At 38.9% G+C, this 15,665-nt stretch carries 13 protein-coding genes; 6 read left to right on the forward strand and 7 right to left on the reverse strand.

Annotated features, from left to right (window positions below; genetic code table 11):
• Window positions 1–90: 90 nt before the first annotated feature.
• Window positions 91–828 carry a hypothetical protein gene (locus Q7V21_RS11910; RefSeq protein ID WP_304917513.1) on the reverse strand — a complete coding sequence of 246 codons (738 nt, stop codon included), beginning with the start codon at window positions 826–828 and terminating at the stop codon, window positions 91–93.
• Window positions 829–1,091: 263 nt separating this feature from the next.
• Between Q7V21_RS11910 and Q7V21_RS11915 the strand changes: the two genes are divergently transcribed.
• The gene (locus tag Q7V21_RS11915; protein ID WP_041354507.1) at window positions 1,092–1,529 is read left to right on the forward strand and encodes a helix-turn-helix domain-containing protein; all 438 of its coding nucleotides are present in this window, start codon (window positions 1,092–1,094) and stop codon (window positions 1,527–1,529) included.
• A gap of 301 nt (window positions 1,530–1,830) precedes the next feature.
• Here Q7V21_RS11915 and Q7V21_RS11920 read toward each other — a convergent pair whose 3' ends face one another.
• From Q7V21_RS11920 to Q7V21_RS11930, 3 genes are all read right to left on the reverse strand, one after another.
• Entirely contained in the window at window positions 1,831–2,616 is a 786-nt protein-coding gene (locus tag Q7V21_RS11920) for a lipopolysaccharide kinase InaA family protein (protein WP_304917514.1), read from the reverse strand.
• Window positions 2,610–3,299: a class I SAM-dependent methyltransferase gene (locus Q7V21_RS11925; RefSeq protein ID WP_014707138.1), complete on the reverse strand. Its 690-nt coding sequence runs from the start codon at window positions 3,297–3,299 to the stop codon at window positions 2,610–2,612. Before Q7V21_RS11925 ends, Q7V21_RS11920 begins: the two co-directional genes overlap by 7 nt.
• Before the next feature lie 317 nt (window positions 3,300–3,616).
• Entirely contained in the window at window positions 3,617–5,578 is a 1,962-nt protein-coding gene (locus Q7V21_RS11930) for an LTA synthase family protein (protein ID WP_304917515.1), read from the reverse strand.
• A gap of 154 nt (window positions 5,579–5,732) precedes the next feature.
• Here Q7V21_RS11930 and Q7V21_RS11935 point away from each other — a divergent pair, with 154 nt between their 5' ends.
• The 5 genes from Q7V21_RS11935 (at window position 5,733) to Q7V21_RS11955 (ending at window position 10,546) form a co-directional block, all read left to right on the forward strand.
• Window positions 5,733–6,089: a diacylglycerol kinase gene (locus Q7V21_RS11935; protein WP_304917516.1), complete on the forward strand. Its 357-nt coding sequence runs from the start codon at window positions 5,733–5,735 to the stop codon at window positions 6,087–6,089.
• On the forward strand, window positions 6,083–6,775 hold the full coding sequence (locus tag Q7V21_RS11940) for a phosphatase PAP2 family protein (protein ID WP_304917517.1): 693 nt from the start codon (window positions 6,083–6,085) through the stop codon (window positions 6,773–6,775). The genes Q7V21_RS11935 and Q7V21_RS11940 overlap by 7 nt, the downstream gene beginning before the upstream one ends.
• 28 nt (window positions 6,776–6,803) lie before the next feature.
• Window positions 6,804–7,472, forward strand: a complete 669-nt coding sequence (locus Q7V21_RS11945; RefSeq protein WP_304917518.1) for a response regulator transcription factor — start codon at window positions 6,804–6,806, stop codon at window positions 7,470–7,472.
• A 40-nt stretch (window positions 7,473–7,512) separates the two neighbouring features.
• Entirely contained in the window at window positions 7,513–8,841 is a 1,329-nt protein-coding gene (locus Q7V21_RS11950) for an ATP-binding protein (protein WP_304917519.1), read from the forward strand.
• Window positions 8,842–8,908: 67 nt separating this feature from the next.
• Window positions 8,909–10,546, forward strand: a complete 1,638-nt coding sequence (locus tag Q7V21_RS11955) for a phosphoethanolamine transferase (protein WP_304917520.1) — start codon at window positions 8,909–8,911, stop codon at window positions 10,544–10,546.
• A 292-nt stretch (window positions 10,547–10,838) separates the two neighbouring features.
• Here the strand turns inward: Q7V21_RS11955 and Q7V21_RS11960 are convergent, their stop codons facing one another.
• The 3 genes from Q7V21_RS11960 to Q7V21_RS11970 form a co-directional block, all read right to left on the reverse strand.
• Complete coding sequence (locus tag Q7V21_RS11960; protein WP_304917521.1) at window positions 10,839–12,668, reverse strand: UvrD-helicase domain-containing protein; 1,830 nt, start codon at window positions 12,666–12,668, stop codon at window positions 10,839–10,841.
• Window positions 12,658–14,616: an ATP-dependent endonuclease gene (locus Q7V21_RS11965; RefSeq protein ID WP_304917522.1), complete on the reverse strand. Its 1,959-nt coding sequence runs from the start codon at window positions 14,614–14,616 to the stop codon at window positions 12,658–12,660. The genes Q7V21_RS11960 and Q7V21_RS11965 overlap by 11 nt, the downstream gene beginning before the upstream one ends.
• Before the next feature lie 126 nt (window positions 14,617–14,742).
• Window positions 14,743–15,336, reverse strand: coding sequence for a hypothetical protein (locus Q7V21_RS11970; RefSeq protein ID WP_304917523.1), 594 nt, complete (start codon window positions 15,334–15,336; stop codon window positions 14,743–14,745).
• Window positions 15,337–15,665 lie beyond the last annotated feature (329 nt).

Genomic DNA, 15,665 nt, shown 5'->3' on the forward strand with positions numbered 1-15,665 from the left:
CTGTTGACTCGCAAGCCTGATGGCCTCTGCTTTAAATTCATCGGTGTATTTTCTGCGTGTTCCCATTTGATTCATCTTCTACTTTTCCTTTCATGTTAAAACATGCTTATGAAAAGTGTCCGTTAAATTGTGGGAAACCCAGAGGGTGGTCATACCTGATAAGCGAGCGCTATTCAAATTTGCCGACATCTGACCTTGATGAATGAGCTTTGCAATAAAGCAGATAATCTTTTCATTTGAAACCTCAGGCATCTGTGCAAAAACTTGATAAATAGTGGCTTTATCAATCCCTTTAAGAACATGAATAATCATTTCAACTATCCAAGGTTCATCTGATTCATATGCCGTTCTGGCATAGGGAAGTAACCGTCGCCAATTAGCTATTTCCAATGACTTTTCATTTATTGTTTTATCAGAGAGTACTTGACAGGTATAAGCGTTAGCCCTGCATATATCCTGAATCACTTCCCAGTTTTTAGGGATTAGATTGTTGTTCGATGAACGCTCCATGCTTGATTCAGGTTTTATTTCATAAAAGCATTCGTTTCCCGATGTCCATTTAAAAGAAATATCGAAGGTAAAGTAAGGTCTATTACCAAATGGCATATGGATTCGAAGTGGTTGTTCGCATACTTCAATAATATTAGGGTCGGATTCAGCCCAATAAATGGCATCTGCTTCAAGAGGACTCTCTACACATACTGTCCTCATGCCAGCTTTAATACTAAATAATCGATGAAATTGATTGGCAATTCTTCGCCTGGGAGGTATGGGAAAAGGACCTCGTGAAAACAATCCCGGTGCGGTTGTTGAATATATTTTCCCCATCACCCGCCTCCATTTCAGTTTCTAGTAAAAACAAATAAGAAACATCTAATGAACACAAGATTTAGAATTATTCAATATTTTGCGGATGTGTTATAAAGTTTTAATTTAAAAAAATTTCATAATTTCGCAACCTATTTGAATTAACAAATCGGTTAAATTCGGTTGCAGATAATATAAAACTGTAATCTAGTTTATGGGTTATTGCCAAAATCATCAGATAGGCTTAAATTAAAATACTTGTTTTGTTTCATGGTTTCGTGACGATGAACAACAGAAAAGAGGTATTTTTATCATCCAATCTCTTATTCCTTCGAGAGATTGCGAACCTTAACAAAGGTGAACTTTGTTCAGCAGTAGGTACCTCAAACTCTGAAATTGGGCATTTGGAAAATGATGAAATTTCAAAACCCAATTACTTCATGATCGAAGCACTTGCAGATTATTTTGGTGTATCCATTGAGCCATTTGTCCGTGAAGACTTATCGAAAAGAAATCCCACCGAACTTCTTATTCAGCGTGCTTTAATGAATCTACCAGCATTGGAGGCAGCAGAACTTCGTTCTTACTTAGCAGTCTCTAATGACCTGTTGGAACTTTTATCCGATAAAAAATATTTTGACTATCGTCAACGTTTAATCCGAGCCTTGCCATCTAGAAGGCTACTTATATCAAAAGATAATAACGCTGATGAGGACGAGTGAAAGATGACACATATCGCAGTGTGAAAAACGAGTAACCCCTCGCGGTGCGCTGTTCTAAGGGAAGCGGGAGGGGTCTTGTTAGCTAGAATTATATCAATGTGGTTTCGAAAAAAATACGTTTGAAAGTTGTGTTATTACTGAAAGCTAATCACAAAATTAGAAAATTTAATACCTAAATGTTTTAATCAAGATCATTTAATCCAGACTTGAAATGTAACTTGTAAAACTTCTCCTTAACCTCATATTATTTCGTAAAACTGGCCCCCCCCAATATCAGATAAATATATATTAGTCATCACAATCAAGTGATGAGTGCTGATTCAAATTGTTTTCTAGCATCATCTTTCCATTTAATCCTTTTGCACACCGTATTAATGATTTTTTTTGATTGACACGATATTTTCGGCTGTTCAAAGTAAGCTTGAAAAAATAATACCTTTTCCCTCGCGGACCAAATCTCACTTAGATGACGAACAAAGGTGGTTAAATCATGGATGACTGCCAATTTTTTTACTAAACGATATTTCATCTTCTCAAGATCGATAAGTTTTACATCCCAACCATTTGCACGTTGACGAACCATGATGTGTTTTGGGTAGAGACAGTTATGTTGGTAATGATGTAGATGTAAATGGCGTATTACTATGGCTATACTAGAAATCAATGTTTTTTTGTCTTCTGGTACTAAAGTTGAAAGTTCAATTTTATCCAAACTGATATACCTTTCTAACGCCTTGGTAACTAGAACAGCTTTGGCACCTTTTGTACCGAAATATAAAACGTCCAGCGTTGGGATATTTTTGGCATGAAGTAATTGAATGTTATGGTATTCACGCAAAAAAGTTGGAATACCGTTAAGTGGATGCATAAGCGTCCTTGTCATATGATTTTCTTGCCGCTTGATAAAAACTTTTTCCGATCTTCCAAAGTTATCAATCATACATTTGACTACACCACTCCACCCGCCACGGCGCACATTGGGTGTTTCAAACCAAGGGGCATTATTACGCCAAAGTTCTTCAAAAACATTACTGTCCTTGTTAGGGGGCGAGCGTAACAAACTGACTCTATTGATAGTGTTTAACATGAAATATTCTCATTTTTTTCGAGAATATAAGTTCGCCACATCGCGTATTTCGGGATGAAATCTAGATAGGCTTTTATACTGAAACCAGCCTCGTTGAATTCTTTTTCAATAGTCTTTTGAGGTATGACAAAACGGTTCTGATAATGGCGTTTAGTTCGATTCGATTCGAGTTTTTTTCGTTTCCAGGCTTTAACGTTACCATCCACCCAAAGAGAAACAATCACTGTGGATTTACTGACCCGGTGAAATTCTTTTAATAGTTTAAGACGATCCTCGGAATAACCAATATGGTGTAATAAACGGATGCAGAAAATATTGTCAACATAACCGTCACTAAGTGGTAATGAAAAAGCAGAAGCTTTAAATGTATGTATTTTCTTAATGAGTTGTTTTTCGCGATATTGCAGTCCTATATCAATCATTTTCTGACTGTTATCACAGGCATAGACATGCCTTTTAGGGTTTTCAGTCAGCACATCCCAAAAGCGTCCGGTGCCACACGGGACATCCAATACGCTTGTCGGATTACCCGCTATTTTTAAGGCTTTTCTGGCGATCTGTTGATCACGCCAGTTTGACAGTTTTCTTGCTAATCCATCTGTGTGTTTCTGGAAATAGGCTTTCGCATGTTGTTCATTATATTTTTCAGCAAATTCAAGTTGCTTGCTCGTTTGGTTTGACATAATAGGCCGCTTACTCAATCAGATAAGGAAGCAGCATTGTCTGACTTGAAACTTAAGATAGGCTTAACTTAATTGATGTCTCCAAAATATGAGTTTGAACATAGAAATGTTCATATGAGTGGTGTCTCTATTATATCCTGAGCATGATCTGGAAAGTACGTCGAGACACCTCGCTTATCAGCAATTACTAATTTTTCAATTAATGTTTAAACATAATAAAATATTGTGGAAAATCGCATTGTGTTAAGTCTTAAAGACTTCGGTTTAATTAAAATCAGTGATTGATTTTGCCAATGTTATTTTCAATCCGAGTGTTGTTAATCACTGATTCCATAACGTTGTTCTCGATATAGCCATGAAGGTAGCAATGAGTGTGCTAAAGCTTCCTTCTCTTGTGACTCACTTGCGTCGCCAATAACTTCCATACGTCGTTTTAACCGATCATATTGTCCAGATTTGGATGGTTGATCCATCCTTAAAACCGTCACATCTGTCCCCTTCATAAGTGCAAAATAGTCAGCAAATTGCATCATGGCGCGGCCAGGTGAAAGCTGTTCTGACTCAATGGTTAAATCGCGTCCAATCATCGGATGATTCGCAGAAACCCCCATTAAAGATAACAATGTAGGCGCTAAATCAACTTGACTGGACACAGTTTTAATTTGCTTTGATTCCATATCAGCACCGACTATTAATGCTGGGATATGAAACCCTGAGATTGGTACTAAATCGTCGCCATAAACCCGATTAGTATGATCTGCCACGACGAGAAATAGTGTGTTATCCCAATATTCACTTTGTTTAGCTTTATCAAAAAACGCTCCTAATGCGTAATCAGCATATTTAACTGTGTTGTTATCAGTTTGCTTAGGCTGGTCATAAGGTTGAATACGACCATCAGGATATTCAAAAGGTGTGTGATTGCTAGAGGTAAAAACAAAACTCAAAAATGGTTGATTTTTAGCATTTAACTCCGAAAGACGTTGATGTGTTTTATTGAGTAAATCTTCATCAGACACACCCCAGCTACCTGTAAAGATTGGATCCTCAAAATCACGCTCATCAATGACAGATTCGAAGCCATTGCCAATAAAGAAGCTGGCCATATTGTCAAAATGAGACTCTCCACCGTAAATAAATTCAGTAAAGTAGCCCTGTTGTTTTAATAAACCACCTAGTGTGAAAAAGTTTTGTTGGGCCAACGACAATTTAACAACGCTTCTAGCCGGTGTCGGAAGGTAACCACTGACCACCGCTTCAATTCCTCTTACAGATCGCGTTCCGGTTGCATAAAGTTGTTCAAACCACCAACCTTCGTTTTTTAATTGATCGAGATTTGGTGTTACCGGCAGTCCACCAAGAGATTCTACATAACTTGCTCCCATGCTTTCTTCTAGGATTATTACTAAATTGAGTGGTTTTTCCCGGTGCTGAGTTGCTTGCTGAAAATGCATGGTAGGATTCTTTGCGTCTGAATCATTTGGAATCCATGGATAGAGTTGACTCAACGTGCCAAGGACTTCTTCATGAGACATTTTTCCATAAAGCTCTGAGGATTTGTCTTCGTGCTGCATATTGTAAATAGCAAAATAAACAGACCATGCCGAATTGATGTAAAGACTATTAACCATGGCATCTGAAGTTCTGGCAAATAATGCTGGATTGGCTGGACGATGTCCGAGTGAAGACCGGATCATCAAAGCTAAAATTACCACCAAGACTGGCCAAAACAACCATATCTTCCATTCTGGCCAGTCAAACTTGAAGTTGATGAATTGGTATTTGAGTAATCGTGTTATGCCCCAAGCCGATAAAATCGTTACCAGACTACCTACCAGAACTTCAGTCCTGAAACCGTTCCATAGCATTGAAGATACTTCATGAGGGTATTTAAGATATTCAATAAACAGACGATTTGGCCTGAGATCATATTGCATGATGAAAGCGGGTGTAGAAATCTCCATAAAAACAATAAACGTCAGGATCAATACGCTCCATATCAATAATATCCATCTAGATACAGACCAAAACCATCGATTAACAAGTATTGGTAGTAATAGAGCTATGGGACTCATTAACATTCCCATAATAATCAGATCCGATCTAACACCCTGACTGAACATAGTCCAAAGGTCGGTGACAGCCGAAACTCTTTCCCATTGCCAAACCACTAAACCCATCCTCGATAATGAGAGGATGAACAACCCCAGCAACATGATTTTGATAAATAATTGATACGGCCCAAATATCAGCCAGGTTCGGTTTAGATTCTTAAGCATTTATTTATATTTCCTCTATGCATTAACTGCGTCTTATTCGCTGATATAAGTAGTCAGCTGCAAAGATTTCGAGGCCAATATAAATTTCAATTCTTAAGCGTTGCTTAAGAAACCGGACATAACATGAGCGTAGAAATTTTTGTTGAGGTAAAAAATGAAGAAGGGCTATACGGGATTAAAAAGATTGTTGTATGCGACACAATATTCATATCAAGGATTACGTGCGAGCTGGGAAAGCGAGGCTGCCATTCGCCAAGAGCTCTTACTTATTGTATTTCTAGTGCCAATCACATTTTTGCTTAATATCACATCTGTTGAGCAAGTAATGTTGATCTTTAGTTTAGCTTTAATCGTTGTCGCTGAACTACTCAATACGGCATTAGAAACCGTTGTTGATAGGATTGGGCATGAGTTTAATACGTTAAGTGGTAAGGCCAAAGATATTGGTTCTGCTGCAGTATTTGTAAGTTTGGTTACGGCTTTTTTGACGTGGTTAATTATTTTATGGTGAAACAAGCTATCTATAAGAACCATACCTTTTGGCTGCTATTACTAGTGTATTTTTGTTTAATGATGGGACTAGAGTATTTTGGAGGAGATCTTAAGCTTGCTGGTTATATCTATGCTTTAGAAGGACACCAATGGCTTTTACGAAAACATTGGCTAACCAATGATGTTTTGCATGATGGTGGCCGATGGTTAAATTATATTGCAGTGCTATTAGTATTAGTTATCACCGTTTTTTACACCGTTAAACATAAACAATATCCCTCTCAGGCTAAAGCATGGCAAGGATTAACATTGTCATTGATCGTCTCATTTGTTGCTGTCAGTTATCTCAAATCAATTACCGACATAGATTGCCCCTGGAGTTTAGATCTGTTTGGTGGTGATAGACCATATTTAAGTTTATTCGCTCATAGATCCAACAGTCTGCCCATGGCTTACTGTTTTCCCGCCGGTCATGCCAGCATCGGTTATGCTTGGGTCGCATTATTTTTTATGTTCAGAGAGATAAAACCCGCTTGGCGATATTATGGTCTGGGAATCGGGATGGGGTTTGGCTTACTGTTTGGTGTTAGCCAACAATTAAGGGGAGCACATTTTCTCTCACATGATGTAACCACTTTATTTATTTGTTTGTTCTCAAGTTATGTCATTTTTAAATTACTTTATTCCAATAACCAAACAGCCTAAATGGTTTGATAAGTGAGGAAAGCACATAATGCGAATTTTGTTAATCGAAGATGATCAGCTATTAGCATTAGGGATCATAACGGCATTAAAGCGTATGGGTTATCAATTGGAACATTGCACCACAGGATTACATGCCCAACAAGCTCTTTTGAACGGTGAGTTTGCATTAATGATTCTGGATCTAGGATTACCCGATGGCTCAGCTGTTCCACTAATTAAATCTATACGTAAAAATGGACATAGCTTGCCTATTTTAGTCTTAACAGCTCAAGATCAAATCGAAATTAAGTTAGCAGCTTTGAATAATGGTGCGGATGATTATCTAGTTAAACCGACAGACGTTCGTGAAATTGAAGCAAGAATTCGTGTACTGGTAAGACGCAGTTCAGAACGGAAGGATGATATTTTATTTATTTCAAGCTTGAGATTAGATTTACAGACTCATGAGTGTGAATATAACGGTCAGAGCATCACATTAACAAAACGAGAATTTCTTTTGTTAAAAGAGTTTATGATGAACCCCAATCGTATTTTAAGCAGGCAATACCTTGATGAATTAAGTTACGGTTGGGATGGTGAAATAGACAGCAATGCTACCGAAGTTCATATTCATCATCTGCGAAAAAAACTATCAAATGATTTGTTTAGGACCGTAAGAGGTATTGGGTATATGTTAGTAGAAGAATATGACGTTTAACTCGATCAAGCTATGGTTGTTAGTCAGTATTAATCTACTGATGATCATCATATTAGGGATGACAGCTTCAATTTCTTACCATAATTCTCTTCATGAAATGGACGAGATTTATGATGCCCAGCTTGCCCAAACTGCACGCTTACTGTGGACCTTATATAAAGTTAATCCCAACAAGTTTTCTGAAGATCCCATTGTAATCCCTGTACCCACCAGAATTGATACCGGCGAACAGCTCACCTCTGCACAAGAAAGGATGTTCCCAGAGCATAAATATGAAAGCAAAATTGCTTTTCAGATATGGCGTAACGAAAAGTTAATATTACTCTCAGAAAATGCCACTTCATTTTTAGCACAAAGTAAAACCGAAGGCTTTCATGAAATCGCCGAAAAAAATTATAAATGGATAACCTTTAGTTTGTATGATCCAGTTGAAGATATTTGGGTTTATACATCTCAGAGAGAAGATGTCCGCAGTGAAATGAGTGGACACATGGCAGCAACGCAAATACGCCCCTTACTCTTATTAACTATTCCATTAAGTATTTTAATTTATTTTATTATTGGACTAAGTTTGAGACCACTTAGTCATTTGAGCCAACAATTAAGAGATAAAAAACCTGAAAAGTTAACTGAAGTTCACACCAACTTACCCAGTGAATTAAAACCAATACAAGTAGCCATTAATGGTTTATTAAAAAGAATCACCCTTTACCTTGATAAAGAAAAAAGATTTATTATTGATGCATCACATGAACTTAGAACACCGCTGAGTATTCTTCAATTACATGCTCAAAATCTTAATTCAGATTTAACCGAACAAGAAAAACAACAAGCAATTTCGGCTATAGATACTGGCAGTAAAAGGATGGTTCATCTGGTCAATCAATTACTTGCGATGGCAAGAATTGAGCAGTCGTCCCTACTCGCTCCTCAAAGACTTAATGTGAATGAATTGCTTGAACAAAGCATGTCACAGCTATCAATTCATCAATTAGAGAAAGTTAGCTGGTCTACCAAGGTTGATAGAAATTGTGAAGTTTATGGCGATCCCTCTTTACTGCAAATAGTATTGCGAAATTTATTGGATAATGCGGCCAAATATTCAGAGCAAGAGCAAGTAGTTGAAATTGAAGTGACGAATGTTCCAGAAAATAATGTGCTAATTACAATTAAAAATATTAACAACATTACTATGGAGTCTGATCGTTTAGGAGAACGCTTTTATCGGCACAGCCAGCACCAACATATTACAGGGGCTGGACTTGGATTATCGATAGTCATGATGATTGTTGATTTACATCAAGGACAAATCACTTTCACACAGCAAAAAGAACAATTTGAAGTAAAAATAATATTGTCATCAAATTAGATTTAAGCATTTTTTAAGATTCACCTTATAGAGTGGGAGTTAATAACTTTATAAGTGGAACCGAAAAATGTTATCCATCGCAAAAAAATCTTCATATTATTTACAAAGTAATAATTTTTATTCGGCGATTAGTAATCCAATAGCAATACCAATATGGGTATATATACTATTGTCATCACTATTTATTACTGTTATTTACAATTTGCCAATATTTCAATTTTTATTTAACCAAGAAAATGCTTTTGAGTCATCACTTAAATTTAAGATATTCGCTCTTAGTTTTATAATTAATATTTTATTGGTTTCATTATTTTCGTTTAAAAAACTGTTAAAAGGTTGGCTTTTAGTACTCATTATTATTTCAGCCTTTAGCAGCTACTTCATGATGAAATATGGCATCCTAATTGATAAGGATATGCTGCAAAACGTGGTTGAAACGGATTGGAATGAAGCTCAAGGCTTGATTGGAACCGGATTATTTTTTCATTTAGTTTTATTTTTGTTTATACCCGCCATGATAAACAAAAAAATGAATATTCAATGGGGAGGTTTTGGACATCAACTAAAAGTATGGCTCACACTTCTGATAATAACTTTTATCCTCCTCGCAGGATTTTTACAGTTTAACTACAAAGAACTTTCTTCCTTTTTTAGAAATCACCGTGAAGTTAAGCATCTAGCCGTGCCATTCAATGCCATTTCAGCAAGTGTTTCTGTCGGGGAAAAAATAGTAGCCTCCGCTTTTCCAACTGAATTTCAATTGGTAGCATTGAATGCAAAGTTAACTACACCAATTAATAAAATTAAACCAAATTTATTTGTAATGATCGTAGGCGAAACGGCAAGGGCAGATCATTTCACTCTCAATGGTTATCATAGAAATACAACACCAAGGCTATTGCAACTGCTAGATAATGCTCCTGATTCAATGGTGAACTTTAGTAATGTTGCTTCGTGCGGAACGGCAACAGCTATCTCTGTTCCATGTATGTTTTCATACCTTAATCAGGCAGATTATGATTCTGATATAGCCAAAAATAGTGACAATGTACTCGACATTCTTCAACGAGCAGGAGTTGAAGTAACTTGGTTGGATAACAATTCGGGTTGCAAAGGAATGTGTGACCGAATTCCTACACAAGATATTATTGATTGTGATGGTGAGCAATGCAGTGATTTGGAATTAATTCCAGCATTTGAAAGTAAAGTAGCTTCAATACCGCCTTCAAAAGATGCATTTATTGTGATGCATCAGTTAGGTAGCCATGGCCCTGAATATTTTAAACGTAGTACGACGAGTCAAAAGAAATTTTTCCCTGAATGCGAGACAAATCAACTGCAAAAGTGTTCAAAACAACTGATTATTAACGCTTATGACAACAGTATTTTAGCTACAGATGAACTGATTGCTGAGACTATTGAATCATTGAAGAACCTTGAGTCTGAATACAATGTTGGCCTTCTATACGTTTCTGATCATGGTGAATCGCTGGGTGAAAACGGTGTATATCTCCATGGACTGCCTTATCGAATTGCTCCAGAAGCCCAAAAACATGTTCCGATGCTAATCTGGTTATCTGATAGCTTTAAACATGAAAATAATTTTGATTGGGAAAAAATGATGGCAAATAAAGATGAATCAATTAGCCATGATTTACTATTTAACTTGATACTTGAACTTATGAATATAAAGGAAAATGGATAATAGATCTGACACAACCATACTCTGCCCTGTCTGATTTTAACTAAGTCATAATGCAATGCTATTAATAATCTCGGTAAAATCCCGATAACTATTGCAACAAACTAAGTCTGATAGTTACTAACAAGTAAAGATTAATTTTAATACCTCAAAAAAGTATCACGTCTTTTAAGACATACTTAGCAACAGATCATATTGAAACGTATGTCAGACATCAGTGAAACCTGTGCCGCAGGTACCAAGTTAATTAATTAAGTAAGAGCAATAATATTATTGTCTTAGGCTCGTAGTGTTTTTAATCATATTGAGGTATTAAAAGAACACATGGGTCTGCTTCTGGCGTAAGTATAATCGTTCGTCGCTTTGCACGAGTTATGCTGACACGAAAATTTTGACGAGTTTGCTCATCCACGTTGTCACGTATATTTCCTCGAACAATCCTATCTGGGTTAGCTACGATCTTGCGTCTTGCGATCCGTGGTGGTCCCTCAAAGATAATTACTTCGTCGAATTGCTTGCCTTTCGCTTTATGCATGTTCATGACGACAACGCCTGACTCTGGTCTTACCTGGGTCGAAAAGTGCTCTTGGACAAAAGCCTGTTGGACAATATTTAATGCGTCTGAATATCGTCCTGTATCTCTCCAGTTCTGGGACAGACTTTCACGAAGCTGTGTCCCACGATCCAACAGCCTGATATTTCTGACTTCGCTAGCAATTTCATTTAGTCGCCAACAATCAGCAGCATCCAGATGCTTACGTACGGTAGTCCAATCGCTGTCAGGATCACCAGTCAAAACAAGGTCGTTCGTTGTGTTATAGGCCGTTTCAATTGGTAAGAAAATACTTTTCTTCGGGGCGGCTTTGCCTAGCTCACGGCATTCAATTGCTTTTTGGAAAGCCGTAAATATCTGCGCCGCTACCTGAAGGCTAGTCTTTGAAGGTGTATCACCACCCTTACCTCTAAAGTAGCCACAAATCAAATTCACAAAAGTGGCAACATCACCTTGTCGACCGTAACTTTGCAAGAGGTAAGCGATAATCTCTGCAGCAAGAATAGCTGCTTCCATATCGACAGTTGCATTGTGCTCAATTTTAGGTAACTTGGCAGGCGGCTCTCGAAAAGCTTCTGATACCACCCGAGTCATACGCTTTGTAGGAACGAGGATTGCTAGTGACCAATCTTTTGGTCCATCGACCAGAAGGCGCTTGCGAGCTTTCAGGGTTTCTGTGATCACTTTGGTAATCGCCTGATTCTGGTTTGGTTCGAAAACTTCTATATAAACGCCGATATAGCTTTCCTTCGTGAACTTACCTTTTAGAATATCGTTTCCGAAGAGGGCAAGGTCTGTTCCCTTGCTACGATGATTTTCATCACTGAGATCGAATTTTGACGGCTTGAATTCATTCTCAAAATGTTGAAGTCTTTCCGGATCAGCACCGATAAAATCAAAGATCCGTTGCTCTGGGTCTGCCAATGCAAGAAGGATACTGTCACGCCCAAGGGCTTGGATGAAACACCATTGATCTGACGCGGTATCCTGAAACTCGTCTAATATTATTACCGGATAAGCATTGGAAATAAGACACCTTATCTTGTTACTTCTGTGCAGCAGTTCGCCCACTATTTCAGCAAAAAGATTAAAGCAGACCAATCCATCTTCAAAAGCGAGGCGTCTCCGCTCATCATATTCGAGTTTTTTTTTCTGTTGCCATTCTTCTGGGTTCAGCTTGTAATCTGATTTGTATTGATTTCTTATATCAGATAGAGCAACCCCTTCATTTGGCGGGGCCATAATTACAAGTCGCCGCGGCAATCCGAGCAGATACCCATGCGTTTTAATAAGTCGCCAACAGAAGGCATGATAAGTATCGACCTCAATATAACGTTTAACGTCATGAGTAATCTCTTCTTCTGCTGCAATGGCTTCAAGCACCCTTGATACAGTCGCTCGAGCAAAGCTTAGAAATAAGACACGCTGGGCATTCTGCAAGCCTTCATTAACTAGCTTTTGCGCCTTCAGAATGGAAATTGTTGTTTTGCCAGAACCAGGCCCACCCTGTACAAGTAGGTGCCCGTCAGCAGCCAAAATTTCTTTTTGCATCTGCGTAAGTTCAATCGCCACCTTTGGCCTCATCTTCCGGGTGTGTCTCACTGCGAGTATCTATTAATGCTTCGCCTGTTGGCGGCATTACCTCATGTAGTTCATCTTTAGGAAGGAGTTGTGATAATTCACGAATGCGAATACAGGTGTCTCGCAGCCATTGTGGAATTTCATCTTCAGTGCATTGAGCAAGAAAATCAGCGAGCCCCCAGTTCCCCTTCGCCCAACCGAGATAATCGCTAACCGCATTGACTACATCTAGTTTTGGATTGGGATATTTCTGTGAGAGATGACGAGGCCATGTTATTAAATCTACAAAACGCTCCAGAGCTGTAATTGTTGTATTCTTCAGCACCAAGTATTCAATACCCTTCTCCTTATGCATGAAGAGCTCATCAACTTGTGACACGATACTAGCCTCGTCAGCAGCGGACTGATTATCGCATATGGCGTACACTACTTTTCCCAATCCACGATATAGCCCGCCCAAATCAGCAAGCTGAGATTCTGTTCCCGCATCAATTGTGCAGATACCAAGGGCCTCCAAAGAGCTGTACTTTTCAGGATTTAACTCTGCAAGACGGCGAGCTACAACTGGAAACGCCGAGGCTTCCGTTGCACCTTCAGCGAGTAAGATCCGGCGCGAAAGCAATCCTTCACAAAATCGTGTGCGGAACTCCTGCCTATAACGTTTGAGCTTAACACTATCTGGAAGATTCACTGATGCCTGTGTAAGGACCCCCTCTCTAGTACGAGACAAAACGAGAGTTTCGTCGAGGCTAAACTCTTCTAAAACATAGGGAGAATGCGAGGTAAATAGGGACTGAGCTGCTAGGGTCCTGATCTCGTGAACGATTCGTTTCTGAGCATATGGGGGAATCGCAGTTTCAGGCTCTTCCATAGCGAAAATGACATTTTGCTTGTCTTCAGCGATCTGTGACAGCATTGCCAGTACGAGCATGTTGATCGTGCCTGTACCTTGACGAAAGTAAGGCGCGGAATGAGAGCCTTCACCTGTAGCAATAAAGGCCGTAATGACCTTTCTGAGATGTTCACGTGTCAGTGTAGATACTCGAAGATGAGGTTCAACGCCCCATTCCTTCGGCACATATTTCTTTAGTGCAGTGTTAATGCTTTGCAGAACACCTGTAATTCCAAGTTCGGTCCCGCTGGCGACATCGAAAGACGCCAGACCATTGATTGTAGATTCCCACATCTGCGGCCTGATTTCTTTCAGCCTCAGAATAATATCTAGCAGGCTTCCATGTTCGAGACTTAGAGCGCGACTGCCTGTGCGTAAACTTCTCAAGTACAGGAATCCACATAACTGTTTGTCGCGCCGTCCGAAAAACTGAGGATTTCCTCCTTCTTCAAGACTACGTGAAAAATACGTGTTACCGACGAAGTCATCCTCTTCAATGTCATACTCGCCGATGAAGGTTACTCGTATGGCTTCCTGAATCGCTTCAGCATCAACTCCTTCAACGTTAGTAGCAATGTAAAATGCACCTTCGTCGATATTCCACCACTCGATGTAATCACGAAAGTGCCGCTTTTGTTCATTAGACAAATTCGTGATTGTGGCTTCAACTTTAATCTGAACTAAGTCTGCTTCCGCTCTTTCCTGCCCCCCTGATACAGGCTCTACTTCACTCACGTCCATTTCTACAACAGACTCCACCTCTACATTTATGGCCGCTTTGGCATCTTGGGCCTCAGTGCATTTTACTGACTTTTCTGTTGCTTCTTTAGGCTCGCTGGCAAAGAAATATCTACCTACATAGAAATCATGTTCATCAATTGGGGGACTTCGTCTCAACCTGTCCGGTCCGAGAACAAGATCTAATGCTTCGAATATTGTTGATTTACCAGTATTGTTGTCACCGATAAGGACAACATGATCTGGGAACAGGAGTTCTGTTGACTTGATTCCCCTGAAGTTCTCTATTTTCAGACGACTTAATTTCAATGTTTACTCCAGTGCTATGTATGAATATGCATTATTAACTTAGTAGACTTCATCTAGCTTGTAAGCCCGATCTTAGTGGAACTAGTCAAAATGGAGATTTGGCATCATGTTGACTGATTTTGTTCTCTAAGAACGGTGATCAACCCATTCAATTTGTTGAGTATCCTCATTCATGTGTAAAAGAATTGTAGAACCGGGAGGCTGGATACCGGTGTCAAAACCAATGTCTCCAAGCACTCTTGCCCCTTCATGGTAATCATTTAAGAAATTAAGAAAAGAAACGACTATCTGCTCATAATCCTGGTAATAGCTGGGCTTGGGTAATAAGAGCTTGAATATATTGCCATCATTCGCTTCTGCATAAATTGAGAGAGCGAGCGAGTATGGGTTATTTTTTCGCAGCTTACCTTTGGTACCAAAAAGCACCGGCTCTATCCGCGGCATTCGCATAGTCTTGGTTGTAACCTGAGAAAGCTTCGACTTAAGAAGCTGGTAGTGGTCTTTACCAGCCTCTTTCAAAAACCCATCAAAGTAAGATTTTGCTAGGAAAACAACAATAGCTGTCGGAATGAACCATTCAGCACAAGCAATAGGCCCATTTGGTGGTCGTGATTCAACGACAACATCTAAACCTTGGGCAGAAACAGCATTTTTGAACTCCACAAACTGCTCGTCTGAGACACCTTCTTCGAAAACTACTGCCACATCAGGCTTCTTCACGTTGTCTCCAAAACATCATGGCTGTTCTCTGAGAAAATTGCAGAGAACCAGCATATAGATTTAAGTAGTAGCGTTTTTATGAGCGACCTTTTCTCAATATATTCAATAGATTAAAAGTTGTTCTTTCGAACCGCTGAGTTGTAGTAGCACATAATAACGGATGGCTCTTACCCATAACCTCTTCATGATGGGTTTCCCACAATTTAACGGACACTTTTCATAAGCATGTTTTAACATGAAAGGAAAAGTAGAAGATGAATCAAATGGGAACACGCAGAAAATACACCGATGAATTTAAAGCAGAGGCCATCAGGCTTGCGAGTCAACAG

The sequence above is a fragment of the Methylophaga sp. genome (assembly GCF_030651745.1).

Excerpts from the sequence above, each read along its gene's own strand:
- Q7V21_RS11910 (WP_304917513.1), bottom strand. The coding sequence starts at position 828 with ATGGGGAAAATATATTCAACAACCGCACCGGGATTGTTTTCACGAGGT.
- Q7V21_RS11915 (WP_041354507.1), top strand. The coding sequence starts at position 1,092 with ATGAACAACAGAAAAGAGGTATTTTTATCATCCAATCTCTTATTCCTT.
- Q7V21_RS11920 (WP_304917514.1), bottom strand. The coding sequence starts at position 2,616 with ATGTTAAACACTATCAATAGAGTCAGTTTGTTACGCTCGCCCCCTAAC.
- Q7V21_RS11925 (WP_014707138.1), bottom strand. The coding sequence starts at position 3,299 with ATGTCAAACCAAACGAGCAAGCAACTTGAATTTGCTGAAAAATATAAT.
- Q7V21_RS11930 (WP_304917515.1), bottom strand. The coding sequence starts at position 5,578 with ATGCTTAAGAATCTAAACCGAACCTGGCTGATATTTGGGCCGTATCAA.
- Q7V21_RS11935 (WP_304917516.1), top strand. The coding sequence starts at position 5,733 with ATGAAGAAGGGCTATACGGGATTAAAAAGATTGTTGTATGCGACACAA.
- Q7V21_RS11940 (WP_304917517.1), top strand. The coding sequence starts at position 6,083 with ATGGTGAAACAAGCTATCTATAAGAACCATACCTTTTGGCTGCTATTA.
- Q7V21_RS11945 (WP_304917518.1), top strand. The coding sequence starts at position 6,804 with ATGCGAATTTTGTTAATCGAAGATGATCAGCTATTAGCATTAGGGATC.
- Q7V21_RS11950 (WP_304917519.1), top strand. The coding sequence starts at position 7,513 with ATGATCATCATATTAGGGATGACAGCTTCAATTTCTTACCATAATTCT.
- Q7V21_RS11955 (WP_304917520.1), top strand. The coding sequence starts at position 8,909 with ATGTTATCCATCGCAAAAAAATCTTCATATTATTTACAAAGTAATAAT.